This window comes from Streptomyces sp. YS-3 (genome assembly GCF_045257485.1).
Classification (GTDB): domain Bacteria; phylum Actinomycetota; class Actinomycetes; order Streptomycetales; family Streptomycetaceae; genus Streptomyces.
Window position 1 is genome coordinate 1 of the sequence record NZ_JBJHPC010000133.1, and the last position, 14,064, is coordinate 14,064.

Genomic DNA, 14,064 nt, shown 5'->3' on the forward strand with positions numbered 1-14,064 from the left:
TGGGCGGGGGCGCGCCGCGGGGGCGGCTGACGCCCCCACCCCGTACGGTCGGATCAAGGCAGAGCGAGGCGAAAGGCAGCCGGAATGACACGCGCGGCGATCTTCGATGTCGACGGGACGCTCGTCGATACCAATCACCTGCATGTGGTGTGCTGGTGGGAGGCGTTCCGCCAGGCAGGGCACCAGGTGGCGACCCATGCCGTGCACCGGGCGATCGGACTGCCCTCGGAGGACCTGATCGCCCATCTGCTGGGCGAGGACCGCGACAAGGACCAGGACTCCGAGCTCAGTTCCGCGCACACCGCCCTGTACGCCACCTACTTCGAGCGGCTGGCCCCGATCGCGGGCGCCGCCGGCCTCCTGCGGACCCTGGACCGGCGGGGCTGGCGGGTGGTCCTCGCCACCTCGGCGGGCGGCGCCGAACTCGGCGCGCTGCGCAAGGCCATCGACGCGGGCGACGTGATCGCCGGGGTGGCCAGCGCGGACGACGTCGCCTCCGGGAAACCGGCCCCCGACCCAGTCCACCACGCGCTGGAGCTGGTCGGCGCGGACGCCTCCTCCTCGGTGTTCGTCGGCGACACGGTCTGGGACATGAAGGCGGCGGTCAAGGCCGGGGTGCGCCCCGTGGCGGTGCTGGCGGGCGGCATCCCGCGCGGCGATCTGGAGGAGGCGGGCGCTCAGGCCGTCTACGGCGACCCGGCGGAGCTGCTGGCCGCGCTCGACGACAGCCCGGTGGCGGAGCTCGAACGACGCGGCTAGGGCGTGTGGTTGCGGTTGCGGGCGGGACTTCTCGCAGCAGGCCCTGAGCGGGCCGCGGAACGGCGGAAGCGGCGGAGCCCGGGGCTCCGCCGCTTCCGCCGTGGGTTCCGGAGGGCCTACCGCCCCCGGAGCTTCAGCTGGAGATCCACTTCCTGGTCGCCCGAGGCCGCTCCGGCGTCCTCCACCTCGAAGGTCCGGTGCAGGACGTCGCGGAGGCGGGCGACCGCGACGGGGCCGCCCTGGACGTCGACGGTCACCGCGTCGCCCAGTTCGGCCGGGCTGACGTCCTCCGCCACCTGGGAGGTGTCGAAGGTGGCGGTCCACACGGTGGGGCGCGCCGGGTCGGGGGTCGTGGGGCCGTGGATGGTGCCGCCGGCGGTGTCGGTCGAGAAGTGCCGGCGCAGCGCGCCCAGCACCGTCTCGGCGTCGGCCGCCGAACACGCGCTGAGCACCACCTCTACGCGCTGTTCCGGCGGCGCCTGGGATGCGGCGGTGGGCTTCATGGGAGAACTCCTCCTGCTTCGTTCACTTCGAGACTGCTTGGTTCACGTCGGGTCTGCTTGGTTCACGTCGGGTCTGCTGCGGTCACGGACGGACTGTGCCGGTCGGCGCGGGCACTTTCCGGTCACCGCGGGCCGCTCAGGTGTCGATCACGGTGTCCGTCACCCGGCAGGTTGCCCGCGCCCGGGCGCCGGAACCCGCCGCTGCCACTCTGCCCGCCTTGCCCGGCCGCCGCCTGTTCAACGGCGGCCGTTCCACGGCGTCCGGCAGGACCGGGTCAGGAGCCCTGGCCCGCACCCGGCCGGTCCTCCCGGTGCTTGCCGCCCGGCAGCATCTCCTGCACCTTCGCCTTCAGCCCCTGCCGGATCATGCCGACCCGGTCGCTGTCGCCCTTGACGATCGACGCGGCGGCGGCCTCGATCTGGTCCAGCGAGGCGTGCGGCGGGATCGGCGGCACGGCCGGGTCGGTACGGAACTCCACGACGCAGGGCCGGTCCGCGGCCAGCGCCCGCCGCCAGGCGCCCTCGACCTCCTCGGGCTTCTCCACCCGTACGCCGTCGAGTCCGATCGAGCGCGCGAAGTCCGCGTACGGCACGTCGGGCAGCTGCTGCGACGGCAGGAACTGCGGGGCGCCGGACATGGCCCGCATCTCCCAGGTGACCTGGTTGAGGTCCTGGTTGTTGAGCACGGCGACGACCAGGCGCGGGTCCTCCCACTCCTGCCAGTACTTCGAGACGGTGATCAGCTCCGCGAGGCCGTTCATCTGCATGGCCCCGTCACCGACGATCGCGAGGGCCGGGCGGCCCGGGTGGGCGAACTTGGCGCCGATCACATACGGGACACCGGGCCCCATCGTGGCCAGCGTGCCGGAGAGCGAACCGCGCATCGTGCCGCGCATCCGCAGATGCCGGGCGTACCAGTTGGCGGCCGAGCCGGAGTCCGCGGCGAGGATCACGTCGTCGGGCAGCAGCGCGTCGAGCGCGTGCACCACGTACTCGGGGTTGATCGGGTCGGCGTCGACCGCCGCGCGCCGCTCCATCACCTCCCACCAGCGGGCGGTGTCCTTCTCGATCTTCTTGCGCCACTTGTCATGCTTCTTGCGCTTGAGCCGGGGCAGCAGCCGCGTCAGCGTCTCGCGGGCGTCACCGACGAGGTTGACCTCGAACGGATAGCGCAGTCCGACCATGAACGGGTCGATGTCGATCTGCACCGCCCGCGCCTGGCCGAACTCCGGCAGGAACTGGGTGTACGGGAAGCTGGAACCCACCACGAGCAGGGTGTCGCAGTCCTGCATGAGCTCGTACGAGGGCCGGGTGCCCAGCAGTCCGATGGCGCCGGTGACATACGGCAGGTCGTCGGGGAGCGCGTCCTTGCCGAGGAGCGCCTTGGCGACGCCAGCGCCCAGCAGGTCCGCGAGCTGCTCGATCTCGGCGCGGGCGCCCCGCGCGCCCTGCCCGATCAGCACCGCCACCTTCTCCCCCGCGTTCAGCACCTCGGCGGCCCTGGCGATCTCGTCGTCCACCGGCACCGGGGCGTAGTGGGCCGCGCCGAGGCTGGAGGGCACCATCTTGAAGGCGTGGCCGGGCGGTTCGTAGTCCAGCTCCTGCACATCCGCCGGGATGATCACGGCGGTCACGGTCCGCCGGGCCGCGGCGGTGCGCATCGCCCGGTCGATGACGTTGGGCAGCTGTTCGGGGACGGTGACCATCTCGCAGTACTCGGACGCCACGTCCTTGTACAGGCTCAGCAGGTCGACCTCCTGCTGGTAGGAGCCGCCCATGGCGCTGCGGTTGGTCTGCCCGACGATCGCCACGATCGGCACATGGTCGAGCTTGGCGTCGTAGAGCCCGTTGAGCAGGTGGATCGCGCCGGGACCGGAGGTGGCCGCGCACACCCCCACCTTCCCGGAGAACTTGGCGTAGCCCACCGCCTCGAAGGCGGCCATCTCCTCGTGCCGCGCCTGGATGAACCGGGGCTTGTCGTCGGCCCGGCCCCATGCGGCGAGCAGGCCGTTGATGCCGTCGCCCGCGTAGGCGAAGACGTGCTCGACCTCCCACTGCCGCAGCCGTTCCAGCACGTAGTCGGAGACTTTCATCGACATGGGATGACCTTTCGGGAGGGAGAGACGGGAGCTCAGGTCGACGGGCGGTCGGCGGCCCGTTCGGGGTGGTCGGCGGGGAGCGGGCCGTCCAGGCCGAGGGCGAGCGCCTCGGCGAGGTGGAGCGCGCGGCGGTCGGTGCGGCCCTGTTCGATCTGGGTGCGGCAGCTGAAGCCGTCGGCGAGCACCAGCGCGCCGGGCGCGGTGTCGCGTACGGCGGGCAGTACACCCTGCTCGCCGATCTTCATGGACAGCTCGTAGTGGCCGCGCTCGAAGCCGAAGTTCCCGGCCAGCCCGCAGCAGCCGGCGTCCAGCACATCGGCGTCGAGGCCGGCCCGGCGCATCAGCTCCCGGTCGGCGTCGTCCTTGAGCACCGCGTGCTGGTGGCAGTGGGTCTGCACGGTGGCGGCCCGGCTCACGGTGGGCGGGCGCCAGTCGTCGGGCGCGTGGTTGACCAACTGCTCGGAGAAGGTACGGAACCGGCCCGCGAGCCGTCGTACGTCCTCGTCGTCCGGGAGCAGGTCGGGCGCGTCGGCGCGGAAGACCGCGGTGCACGAGGGCTCCAGGCCGATGACCGGGGTGCCCGCCTCGATCCAGGGCCGCAGGACGCGGACGCTGCGGCGCAGCACCTTCTTGGCCACGCCGAGCTGACCGGTGGAGATCCAGGTGAGACCGCAGCACACCGGGCGGCTCGGCACCGCGACACGGAAGCCGGCGTCCTCCAGGACCTTCACGGCCGACCGGGCGACGGCCGGGTGGAAGTACGTGCTGAAGGTGTCCGGCCACAGCACCACCGCCTTCGGGTCGCCCGGAACGGGCTCGGCGGTGGAGCGGGCCTGCCACCACTGGAGGAACGACTGCTCCGCGAAGACGGGTGCCTCGCGCTCGGGCGCCACCCCGGCCAGCCGTTTGCCGGCCCGGGCCAGCACGGGCGCCCGGAGCGCCGCGTTGACCGCCCGGGGGCCGACCCGGGAGAGCCGGGCCCACAGCGGCAGCCAGCCCAGCGCGTAGTGCGCGGCGGGGCGCAGCCGGCCGGCGTAGTGGTGGGAGAGGAACTCGGCCTTGTAGGTGGCCATGTCGACGCCGGTGGGGCAGTCGGACTTGCAGCCCTTGCAGGCCAGACAGAGGTCGAGGGCGTCGCGTACGGCGGTGGAGCGCCAGCCGTCGGTCACCGGCGAGTCGGTGTGTCCGCCGAGCATCTCGAAGAGCAGCCGGGACCGGCCGCGCGTGGAGTGCTCCTCCTCGCCGGTCGCCCGGTAGGAGGGGCACATCACGCCGCCGGAGTGGGTGCGGCAGTTGCCGATGCCGACGCAGCGCAGCACGGCCCGGGTGAAGGAGCCGTCGTCCTCCCGGTAGCCGAAGCGGGCGCGGGTGGAGGCGGGGCGCCAGCGCGGGCCGAGCCGCAGGTTCTCGTCGACGCGGTGGGGCCCTGCGGACCCGGGTGAGACGACCTTGCCGGGGTTCATCCGGTTGCCCGGGTCGAAGAGCGCCTTGACCTCGGACATCGCGGTGACCAGGGTGTCCCCGAACATCACCGGGAGGAGTTCGGCGCGGGCCTGGCCGTCGCCGTGTTCCCCCGAGAGCGACCCGCCGTAGGAGCTCACCAGCTCCGCGGCCTCGAAGAGGAACGCGCGGAACCGCGCGACCCCCTCGGCGGTCTTCAGGCCGAAGGGGATACGGGTGTGGACGCAGCCCTGGCCGAAGTGCCCGTACACCGACGGATGGTCGTAGTCGAACTTCTGGAACAGCTCCTTCAGGTCGCGCAGATAGTCGCCGAGCCGGTCCGGCGGCACTGCCGAGTCCTCCCAGCCCTCCCACGTCTCGCGCTCGTCCGGCGGGCGGGCGGTGACCCCCAGCCCGGCTTCGCGCGCCTTCAGCATCTCCTGTTCCCGTGCCGGGTCGTCGGAGAAGGTGACGGACTCGTCCCCGGCGTCCCGCCCCAGCGCCCGCAGCAGGTCGTACGCCTTGGTGTCCACCTCGTCCTGGGTGTCTCCGGCGAACTGCACGAGCAGCCAGCTGCTGCCCGCCGGGAAGCTCTCCAGCGATTCGACGTGGGCACGTTCCTCACGCATGAGCTGGGCCATGCGGTCGTCCATCGCCTCCAGCTGGGTGGGCTCGCTGTGGGCCAGCAGCCGGGGGACGTCGTCCGCCGCCGCGCAGATGTCGTCGTAGCCGAGCACCAGCATCGACTCACGGGCCGGCACCGGCACCAGCTCCAGCTCCGCCCGCACCACGGTGACCAGCGTGTTCTCGCTGCCGACCAGGGCGCGGGCGACATCGAAGCCGTTCTCCGGGAGCAGCGAGTCCAGGTTGTAGCCGGACACCCGGCGCGGGATGCGCGGATAGCCGCGCCGCACTTCGCCGAGATACCGCCCGATGATCTCGCGCAGCCCCGTGTACAGCTCGGCCCGGCGCCCGCCCGCAGCCACGATCTCCTCGAACTCGGCGTCCGTGGTCGGCCCCACCCACATCCGGGTGCCGTCGTAGGTGACGACCTCCAGGCGCCGTACGTTGTCGACGGTCTTCCCGTACGCCTGGGCCGACGCGCCGCACGAGTTGTTGCCGATCATGCCGCCGAGCGAGCAGTGGTTGTGCGTGGACGGCTTGGGCCCGAACTTCAGCTTGTGGGACGCCAGTTGGCGGTTGAGCTCGTCCAGGACGATCCCGGGCTCGACCACGCACGTACGCTGCCGGGGGTCCACGGAGATGAGCCGGTGGCAGTACTTGGTCCAGTCGAGGACGACGGCGGTGTTGGTGCACTGGCCGCCCAGGCTGGTGCCGCCGCCGCGCGAGAGCACCGGGGCGTCGTACTCCCGGCACACGGTGATCGCCTCGACGGCGGCCTCGACGGTGCGGGGCACCACGACGCCGATCGGGACCTGGCGGTAGTTCGAGCCGTCGGTGGCGTAGGCCGCACGGCTGCCCGCGTCGAAGCGCACCTCGCCGTCCACCCGGTCGCGCAGCGCCTGCTCCAGCGAGGGGCGCTCCCGCCGCTCGCCGTCGCGTGGAGCCGTCCCGCCGGTCGCGCCCATGGCACACCCTCTCCGATCGACACCTCTTCGGCACCGGCCCGGTCACCGTGGCCCGACCGGGCGCGTTGGCCCGGTACCCCCGCGAGAACACCTCACACGGGCGCCCGGGCGATGTTTTCTTTCGCGCCCACCGGTCACCCGGCGTGCACGAGCCCGTCCGAAGGAGCGGCCATGACCGAGTACGGCTACTTTCTGTCGAGCGAGGAGCACACGCCCGCCGAGCTGGTCGAGCAGGCCCGGATGGCCGAGCAGGCGGGATTCACCTCACTGTGGATATCCGACCACTACCACCCCTGGAACGACAGCCAGGGCCAGTCCCCGTTCGTCTGGTCGGTGGTGGGGGCGCTGTCGCAGGCCGTGTCCCTGCCGGTCGGGACCGCGGTGACGTGCCCGACCGTCCGTATGCACCCGGCGGTCGTGGCGCAGGCCGCCGCCACCAGCGCCGTACAGCTCGGTGGCCGCTTCCGGCTCGGGGTGGGAACGGGCGAGGCCCTCAACGAGCACATCCTCGGTGACGCCTGGCCGGAGGCCCCAGTACGCCTGGAGATGCTGGAGGAGGCCATCCAGGTGATGCGTCTGCTGTTCACGGGTGACCAGGTCAGCCATCGGGGCAAGCACTACACCGTGGAGAACGCCCGGCTGTACACCGTCCCGGACGAGCCCGTGCCCATCGACGTGTCCGCCTTCGGCCCACGGGCCGGGGAGCTGGCGGGCCGCGCCGGGGACGGCCTGGTCGCCATGGCACCGGACGCGGCGCTGATCGGACGCTTCCGCCGCAGTGGAGGCGGCGGCAAGCCGGTGGCCGCCGGACTGAAGGTGTGCTGGGGACCCGACCGCGAGGACGCGGTCCGCGAGGCCCACCGGCTGTGGGCCAATGAGCAGCTGCCGGGCGAGCTGCCCCAGGTGCTGCCGACGCCGCGCCACTTCGAGCAGGCCTCCGAACTGGTGACGCCCGAGCGGGTCGCAGCCAATGTGACCTGCGGAAACGACGTGGATCAGCACATCGCCGCGCTGCGCGAGTACGCCGACGCCGGGTTCGACACCGTGTACGTCAACCAGATCGGCAAGGAGCAGCGCGGCTTCTTCGACTTCTACCGCACCAAGGTCCTGCCCCAGCTGGCCTGAAACGCCGCCCGCCCGGGACCGCCCAGCACGTTGAGGAGCCACTCATGAACACCGTCACGCTCGCCCAGACCCTCGCCGCCGACACCTCGTCGTCCTGGCTGTTCGTGATCGTGGGCGTCCTCGTCGTGGCCGTACTGATCGCGGCGTTCTGGTACGGCAGCCGCCGGGCAGCGCGACGCCCGGCGCCTTCGCAGGAGCCCCAGCCGCGCGCGGACTCCTGGCAGACGCCGGACGCCGAGGCGCCTCCGGGGCATCCGCAGGGACCGGACGCCCCGGAGCACGACCACCACATCTAGCGGCCCGGGGAGGGCGCCGGGTGTCAGGCGTTCTCCGCCTGGAACATCCAGGCGTGCTTCTCCAGCTCGCCGGTCAGCGAGATGAGCAGGTCCTGGGTGACCGGGTCCGGCTTCTCGGTCGCGGCGATCCGCTCGCGCATGCGCTCGACCACCCGGCCGAGGGCCTCCACCAGCACCTGCACGGCCTCGTTGTCCTTGATCCAGCCCTCCGGGACGGTGCCGATCGCGGAGGTCTCCGATACGGTGGCGGCCCGTCCGTCAGGGGCGATGCCGAGTGCGGAGGCGCGCTCGGCCACGATGTCGGAGTGCGTGCGCGCCGTGGTGACGACGTCGTCGAGCTGGAGGTGGACCGAGCGGAAGCGCGGGCCCACCACGTTCCAGTGCACCTGCTTGGCCGCCAGCGACAGATCCACCAGATCCACCAGGGCGCCCTGCAGTGCGTTCCCCACGACCTTCAGGTCGGCATCCGGCAGCGAGCTCTTCACGGCAGCCATGGCGTTCTCCATTCCTCGAATACTGTCCCGGTGTGCGGGAGGCGTGCGGGAGGCCTGTTGTGCCGTCCCATCGCTGCGCCTTCCTTGAAACGCGAGGATCAAACCGGGCACGGGCCGCCCGCACACCCCGGCGGCACACCTCCCGGCCCAGCCGCGCACACCCACCCGCGCACACCAGCCCCCGGCGCCGCGGCACGGAGCGTACGGAAATACCCTGGTCCCCATGGAGCTCTCAGGACACATCGCCACCGACCGCCCGCTGCTCGTGCTGGCCGTCAAGGAAGAGGCGCAATTCCTCGACACGGATCTGCCCGTCCTCCTCACCGGTATGGGCAAGGTGAACGCGGCGAGCGCGCTGGCGACCGTCCTGGCCCGCGGCCCGCACCCCTCCCGCATCGTCAATCTGGGCACCGCGGGGGCGCTGCGCCCGGGGTGGACGGGCACCCACGTCATAGGCTCGGTGCTCCAGCACGACCTGGACAGTGACGTACTGGCGGCGCTGACCGGTGAGATGTACGGCCCGCCGCTGGAGGTGTCCGGCGAGGGCGGTCCGACGCTGGCGACCGGTGACACCTTCATCGCGGACGAGGAGTCGCGCGCCCGGCTGGCGCTGCGCGCCCACCTCGTCGACATGGAGGGCTACGCCCTGGCCTCGGTCGCCCAGCACGCCGGGCTGCCCCTGCAGATGGTCAAGCACGTCAGCGACGAGGCGGGCGAGGGCGCGGCCAGGACGTGGCGCGAGTCGGTGGCGGAGTGCGCTGCCGTTCTCGCCGCCTGGGCGCGGGTGAACATCCCGGAGTACGCCGCCTGAGCACCGTCCCCGTCTCCCCCCACCGACCCCGCCTGCGCGATCGCGCTCACTACGGCGGGGTTTCGAGCATCTATTGACATGTGCGCGTCGCTGCGCTGCACTGGTGCGCCGCGCCATCTGCCTCGCACCGCTCCCTGCCCCTCACCCGACCGGGGACACGCCATGCGACTGCTCAGATTCCTGATCGCCGCGGTCTGCGCGCTGGCCGCACTCACCCTGCCTGGCGTCACCGCCGCTCCGGCACGGGCCGCCGCCGCTCCCCCGCAGACCGTTCCGGCGCTGCGGCAGTGGACGGCCGGCTCCGGCTCGTACACCTTCACCGCCGCCGGCCGGATCGCCGTCGACCCCGCCCACTCCGCCCAACTCGGCGACGAGGCGGCCACGTTGGCGGACGACCTGGCCGCCCAGACCGGGCGGACGGTCACCGTCTTCACCGGCGCCCCCGCCCCCGGCGACATCGCCCTCACGCTCGGCGACACCACACTGCCCGCCGAGGGCTACCGGATGACCGTCGGCGAGACCGTCGCCATCCGGGCCGGGACCGACACCGGCGCCTTCTACGGCACCCGTACGCTCCTGCAACTCCTGCACCAGTCCCCCTCGGTGCCCGCCGGGACAGCGGTCGACTGGCCCACCAAGCCCGAGCGCGGGCTCATGATCGACCAGGGCCGGAAGTTCTTCACCGTCGCCTGGGTCGCGCAGCACATCAAGGAGCTGGCCTACCTCAAGCTCAACTACTTCCACTTCCACCTGTCGGACACCTTCGGCTTCCGGCTGGAGAGCTCCACCCATCCGGAGATCGTCTCCGCCGACCACTACACCAAGCAGGACATCGCGGACCTGGTGGCGCTGGGGCAGAGGTACCACGTCACCATCGTCCCGGAGATCGACACCCCCGGGCACATGAACGCGATCCTGGCCGCCCATCCCGAGCTCAGGCTCAAGAACAGCTCCGGCACGGCCGACGCCGGGTTCATCGACCTCTCGCTGCCCGGCTCGTACACCCTGATCAAGGACCTGGTGAACGAGTACCTGCCGCTCTTCCCCGCCCGCTACTGGCACATCGGCGCGGACGAGTACGTCACCGACTACGGCAGCTACCCCCAGCTCCTCAGCTACGCCCGCGCCCACTACGGGGCGGGCGCCACCGCCAAGGACACCTACTACGGATACGTCAACTGGGCCGACGCTCTGGTGCGCGCGGGCGGGAAGACCACCCGGATGTGGAACGACGGCATCAAGTCCGGCGACGGCACCGTCACCCCGAACGCGGACATCGTCGTCGAGTACTGGTACAACTACGGCCTCACCCCCCAGCAGTTGGCGGCGGCCGGGCACACCGTGGCCAACGAGTCCTGGACACCCACCTACTACGTCCTCGGCGGCGCCAAACCCGACACCAGGTGGATGTACGAGACGTGGACCCCGGACCTCTTCCAGGGCGGCACCACCCTGGGTGACCCCACCCGCAATCCCGGCTCGCTGATCCATGTGTGGTGCGACAACCCCGGCGCGGAGACGGAGGACCAGATCGCGGGCGGCATCATGTATCCGCTGCGCGCTCTCGCCCAGCAGACCTGGGGCTCCCCCAAGCCGGTGGCCTCCTACGCCGCGTTCACCCCGATCGTCGCCGCCGTCGGCCACAACCCCGCCTGGCCGGGCCTCTCCCAGCCCGGCAACCTCGCCCGCAACCGCCCCACCACCGCCTCCAGCACCGAGACGGCGAACTTCCCGCCCGCCTCGGCCACCGACGGCGATCCCGCCACCCGCTGGTCCAGCGCCTACAGCGACCCGCAGTGGCTCCAGGTGGACCTGGGCTCCACCCAGAGCGTCAGCCGTGTGGTGCTGCGCTGGGAGGCGGCGTACGGCAGGGTTTTCCAGATCCAGGTCTCCGACGACGCCGCGGCCTGGCGCACGCTCTACTCCACCACCGGCGGCAGCGGCGGCGTCCAGGACCTCACCGGTCTCTCCGGCTCCGGGCGGTACATCCGCCTGTACGCCACGCAGCGGGGCACCTCGTACGGGTACTCGCTCTACGAGTTCGAGGTCTACGGTGGCCAGCTGAGCGGTACGCACACCCTCACCGCGGCCGGCCAGGCGCTCGACGACCCGGCGAGCTCCACCACGTCCGGCACCCAGCTGATCACCTGGGCCCCGCACGGCGGCGCCAACCAGCGGTGGCAGCTGACCCCCGACGGGGGCGGCGGTTACACGCTGGTGAACGGGGCCTCCGGGCTCTGCGCGGACGTGGCCGGGGGCGCCACCACGGCGGGTGCGGCCGTCGTCCAGACCGCCTGTGCCGGCCGCGTCAGCCAGCGCTGGCGGTTCACCGCGCTCGGCTCGGGCCGCTATTCGGTGGCCAACATGAACAGCGCGCTCCTGCTGACCACCGCGTCCTCGGCCGACGGCGCCCCGGTCACCCAGCGGGCGGCCGACGGCTCGGCGTACCAGCAGTGGCAGGTCGGCTGAGCCGTGCTGCCCGGCCCGTCACACCGGCGGCTCCGGGGGGAGCGTCGTGACCCCCGGGGCCGGTTCGGGCCAGACGAGCAGGACGGGACAGGGCGCGTGGTCGAGGACGAAGCGGGAGGCGGGGCCCAGGCTCCTCGGCCCCAGCCGGGAGCGGTCGCCGTCGCGGGCGAAGACGAGCAGGCCGGCGCCCTCGGCGGCGGCGACGACCTCCCGTTCCACGCGTCCCGTGCGCTCCTCGCGCCGGCACGGGAGGCCGAGCCGGTGGGCGGCGGCGTCCAGGAGGTCGTGGGCGGAGACGTCCGCGAGGTGCTCCAGCCGGGTGCCGGGGTCGCGCTCGCGGTGGCCGCGACCGAGGAGCCCGGCGAAGGCCCCGTGGGCCACACCGGGGACGTCGTGGCCGGTGACGTGGAGCAGCACGATGTCGGCGCCGTCGCCCGTGTGGGCGCGGGCGGCGTCGACGCACGCGGGCCAGGAGCCCTCGGTGATCCAGACGACGACGGTCATGGTGCATCAGCCTCCGAACGCGTGCAGCGATCCCCACAGTGCCAGTACGGCGAGCGCCAGGGCGAGGGGCACGACGAGAAGGCCGAGCCGGGTGAACTCCCCCAGGTCGACGTCGCTGTCGTGCTCCCGCACGATGCGCCGCCACAGCAGGGTCGCCAGGGACCCGGCGTAGGTGAGGTTGGGTCCGATGTTCACCCCGAGGAGCACCGCGAGCACCGCGCCGGGGCCGGTCGGCGCGGTCAGCGGCAGCAGGACCAGGACGGCGGGCAGGTTGTTGATGACGTTGGCCAGGACGGCGGCCAGCGCGGCGACGCCCAGCAGCGCGAGGAAGCCGGTGCCGCCGGGGACCAGATGGGCGAGGCCGGAGGCGAGGCCGTTGTCGACGACGGCGCGGACCACGATGCCCAGGGCGAGGACGAAGGCGAGGAACGGCAGCGCCGCGGCCCCGACGAGCGCGGCGGGCGTGGTGCGGCGGCGCACCAGGGCACGGGTCGCCAGGACGAGCGCGCCGGCCGCCGCCGCCCAGGCCGGGTCGATCCCGACCGCCGAGGTGAGGACGAAACCGGCCAGTGTGCCGACCACGGTCAGCAGCGCGAACAGGGGCAGTGCGGGCGGCTCGCCCTCGGTCCGGACCGGCGCCCCGGCGTCCAGGTCGGTGGCGAAGAACCGCCGCAGCACCACGTACTCGACCCCGATGGCCGCCAGCCACGGCAGGGTCATTAGCGCGGCGAACCGGGTGAAGCTCAGCCCGCTGGCGGTGAACGCGAGCAGGTTGGTGAGGTTGGAGACGGGCAGCAGCAGCGACGCCGTGTTCGACAGATGGGTGCAGGCGTAGACATGGGGCTTGGGCCGCACCCCGAGCCGCGCCGCGGTGGCGAAGACCACCGGGGTGAGCAGCACCACGGTGGCGTCCAGGCTGAGCACCGCCGTGATGACCGAGGCGACGACGAACACCTGCGCGAGCAGGCGGCGGGGTTTCCCGGCGGCGGTGCGGGCCATCCAGGCCCCGCAGGCCTGGAACAGGCCCTCGTCGTCGCAGAGCTGGGCGAGGACGAGCACCGCCGCCAGGAACCCGACGACGGGGCCGAGCCGGACGGCCTCGGCCTGCGCGTGCCCCCACGAGATCGCCCCGCAGGCGATGACCACCCCCGCGGCCGGGACCGCCACCACCGCTTCGGGCCAGCCCCACGGGCGTACCACCGCACACACCAGGACCGCTACCAGCAGCCCGGCCGACACAACCTCAGCACCCCAGATGTTCAGGGCCAACTCCTCGCAGACAACTCCGGTGACCGGCCTCTATGGAAACACCGGCCTCTATGGAAACAGACGCGGCACCGTCACCGCGTCAGGCCGCCACCCGGCAGCGGCCCCGGCTGCAGTCCGCGGCGGCCCGCCGCCCAGTTCCGCAGCTCGGTGGTCGCCACGTCCTCGATCTCCTCCTGGAGTCTTCGGCGGCACTCCTCGTCCCGCTCGGCCTCGGGGACCAGCCGGTAGCGCCGGACCGCCAGCCGCAGCCTGGACCAGGCCTCGGCGGCGAGCACATGGCGCTCGGTGTGGTTGAACACCTGGCGGAACCCGCCGATGAAGACGGTGAGTCCGGCCAGGGTGGCGGTGGTCGCCGCGGGTGCCTGGATGCCGGCCGCGACGACCGTGGCGGCGCCGGTGAGGAGTGCGCTCAGCTCGGTCAGCCAGTGCCAGCGGCGGGCCCGGTCGCGCGTGCGGGCGTACCAGCGGAGATCGGTGAGGGCCTGCTCCAGGAGGGGGTCGTCGACCGGGGCGGGCTGCGATGGAGTTCGTCTGCGTATCGGCACGTCCCCATGGTCCCCCGGCTACCCGGCCGCGGGGGCGCGATCTCCTTGACGGGTTTCCCGGTAGCGGCCGGGGGTGGTGTCGAAGGGGGACCGCGCGGGGAGCTGATCCGGTGGGTATCTGAGTACGGAACTGAGTACGACCGCTCAGGTCCGCGTCCCGC

General features: G+C 72.5%; 12 protein-coding genes. 5 read left to right on the forward strand and 7 right to left on the reverse strand.

Annotated elements, in window-relative coordinates:
- The first annotated feature begins 84 nt into the window (after positions 1-84).
- Positions 85-759, forward strand: a complete 675-nt coding sequence (locus ACJA3G_RS14050) for an HAD family hydrolase (RefSeq protein WP_406553292.1) — start codon at positions 85-87, stop codon at positions 757-759.
- 116 nt (positions 760-875) lie between these two features.
- Here the strand turns inward: ACJA3G_RS14050 and ACJA3G_RS14055 are convergent, their stop codons facing one another.
- The 3 genes from ACJA3G_RS14055 to ACJA3G_RS14065 all read right to left on the reverse strand — a co-directional run bounded on the left by ACJA3G_RS14055 (position 876) and on the right by ACJA3G_RS14065 (position 6,390).
- A complete protein-coding gene (locus tag ACJA3G_RS14055) occupies positions 876-1,262 on the reverse strand; it encodes a hypothetical protein (RefSeq protein ID WP_406553293.1) in 387 nt (128 codons plus the stop codon).
- 275 nt (positions 1,263-1,537) lie between these two features.
- A complete protein-coding gene (locus tag ACJA3G_RS14060) occupies positions 1,538-3,361 on the reverse strand; it encodes a thiamine pyrophosphate-requiring protein (RefSeq protein ID WP_406553294.1) in 1,824 nt (607 codons plus the stop codon).
- 32 nt (positions 3,362-3,393) lie between these two features.
- Positions 3,394-6,390, reverse strand: coding sequence for an FAD-binding and (Fe-S)-binding domain-containing protein (locus tag ACJA3G_RS14065; protein WP_406553295.1), 2,997 nt, complete (start codon positions 6,388-6,390; stop codon positions 3,394-3,396).
- A 171-nt stretch (positions 6,391-6,561) separates the two neighbouring features.
- On the opposite strand from ACJA3G_RS14065, the gene ACJA3G_RS14070 reads away from it, so the two are divergent.
- On the forward strand, positions 6,562-7,515 hold the full coding sequence (locus ACJA3G_RS14070) for an LLM class F420-dependent oxidoreductase (protein WP_406553296.1): 954 nt from the start codon (positions 6,562-6,564) through the stop codon (positions 7,513-7,515).
- 44 nt (positions 7,516-7,559) lie between these two features.
- Positions 7,560-7,811 carry a DUF6479 family protein gene (locus tag ACJA3G_RS14075; RefSeq protein ID WP_406553297.1) on the forward strand — a complete coding sequence of 84 codons (252 nt, stop codon included), beginning with the start codon at positions 7,560-7,562 and terminating at the stop codon, positions 7,809-7,811.
- Positions 7,812-7,834: 23 nt separating this feature from the next.
- Here the strand turns inward: ACJA3G_RS14075 and ACJA3G_RS14080 are convergent, their stop codons facing one another.
- Complete coding sequence (locus tag ACJA3G_RS14080) at positions 7,835-8,305, reverse strand: Dps family protein (RefSeq protein ID WP_406553298.1); 471 nt, start codon at positions 8,303-8,305, stop codon at positions 7,835-7,837.
- 223 nt (positions 8,306-8,528) lie between these two features.
- Here ACJA3G_RS14080 and ACJA3G_RS14085 point away from each other — a divergent pair, with 223 nt between their 5' ends.
- Both ACJA3G_RS14085 and ACJA3G_RS14090 read left to right on the forward strand, forming a co-directional pair.
- The gene (locus tag ACJA3G_RS14085) at positions 8,529-9,116 is read left to right on the forward strand and encodes a nucleosidase (RefSeq protein WP_406553299.1); all 588 of its coding nucleotides are present in this window, start codon (positions 8,529-8,531) and stop codon (positions 9,114-9,116) included.
- Between the two features lie 162 nt (positions 9,117-9,278).
- Positions 9,279-11,585 carry a family 20 glycosylhydrolase gene (locus ACJA3G_RS14090; RefSeq protein WP_406553300.1) on the forward strand — a complete coding sequence of 769 codons (2,307 nt, stop codon included), beginning with the start codon at positions 9,279-9,281 and terminating at the stop codon, positions 11,583-11,585.
- An 18-nt stretch (positions 11,586-11,603) separates the two neighbouring features.
- On the opposite strand, the gene ACJA3G_RS14095 is transcribed toward ACJA3G_RS14090, so the two are convergent.
- The 3 genes from ACJA3G_RS14095 to ACJA3G_RS14105 all read right to left on the reverse strand — a co-directional run bounded on the left by ACJA3G_RS14095 (position 11,604) and on the right by ACJA3G_RS14105 (position 13,903).
- A complete protein-coding gene (locus ACJA3G_RS14095) occupies positions 11,604-12,089 on the reverse strand; it encodes a universal stress protein (protein WP_406553301.1) in 486 nt (161 codons plus the stop codon).
- Between the two features lie 6 nt (positions 12,090-12,095).
- On the reverse strand, positions 12,096-13,358 hold the full coding sequence (locus ACJA3G_RS14100) for an SLC13 family permease (RefSeq protein ID WP_406553302.1): 1,263 nt from the start codon (positions 13,356-13,358) through the stop codon (positions 12,096-12,098).
- Positions 13,359-13,429: 71 nt separating this feature from the next.
- A complete protein-coding gene (locus tag ACJA3G_RS14105) occupies positions 13,430-13,903 on the reverse strand; it encodes an SLATT domain-containing protein (RefSeq protein WP_406553303.1) in 474 nt (157 codons plus the stop codon).
- Between the last annotated feature and the right edge of the window lie 161 nt (positions 13,904-14,064).

Bases quoted from the DNA above. Each gene is read 5' to 3' on its own strand.
- ACJA3G_RS14070 (WP_406553296.1), top strand. From the start codon at position 6,562: ATGACCGAGTACGGCTACTTTCTGTCGAGCGAGGAGCACACGCCCGCC.
- ACJA3G_RS14060 (WP_406553294.1), bottom strand. From the start codon at position 3,361: ATGTCGATGAAAGTCTCCGACTACGTGCTGGAACGGCTGCGGCAGTGG.
- ACJA3G_RS14095 (WP_406553301.1), bottom strand. From the start codon at position 12,089: ATGACCGTCGTCGTCTGGATCACCGAGGGCTCCTGGCCCGCGTGCGTC.
- ACJA3G_RS14050 (WP_406553292.1), top strand. From the start codon at position 85: ATGACACGCGCGGCGATCTTCGATGTCGACGGGACGCTCGTCGATACC.
- ACJA3G_RS14075 (WP_406553297.1), top strand. From the start codon at position 7,560: ATGAACACCGTCACGCTCGCCCAGACCCTCGCCGCCGACACCTCGTCG.
- ACJA3G_RS14085 (WP_406553299.1), top strand. From the start codon at position 8,529: ATGGAGCTCTCAGGACACATCGCCACCGACCGCCCGCTGCTCGTGCTG.
- ACJA3G_RS14080 (WP_406553298.1), bottom strand. From the start codon at position 8,305: ATGGCTGCCGTGAAGAGCTCGCTGCCGGATGCCGACCTGAAGGTCGTG.
- ACJA3G_RS14090 (WP_406553300.1), top strand. From the start codon at position 9,279: ATGCGACTGCTCAGATTCCTGATCGCCGCGGTCTGCGCGCTGGCCGCA.
- ACJA3G_RS14065 (WP_406553295.1), bottom strand. From the start codon at position 6,390: ATGGGCGCGACCGGCGGGACGGCTCCACGCGACGGCGAGCGGCGGGAG.
- ACJA3G_RS14055 (WP_406553293.1), bottom strand. From the start codon at position 1,262: ATGAAGCCCACCGCCGCATCCCAGGCGCCGCCGGAACAGCGCGTAGAG.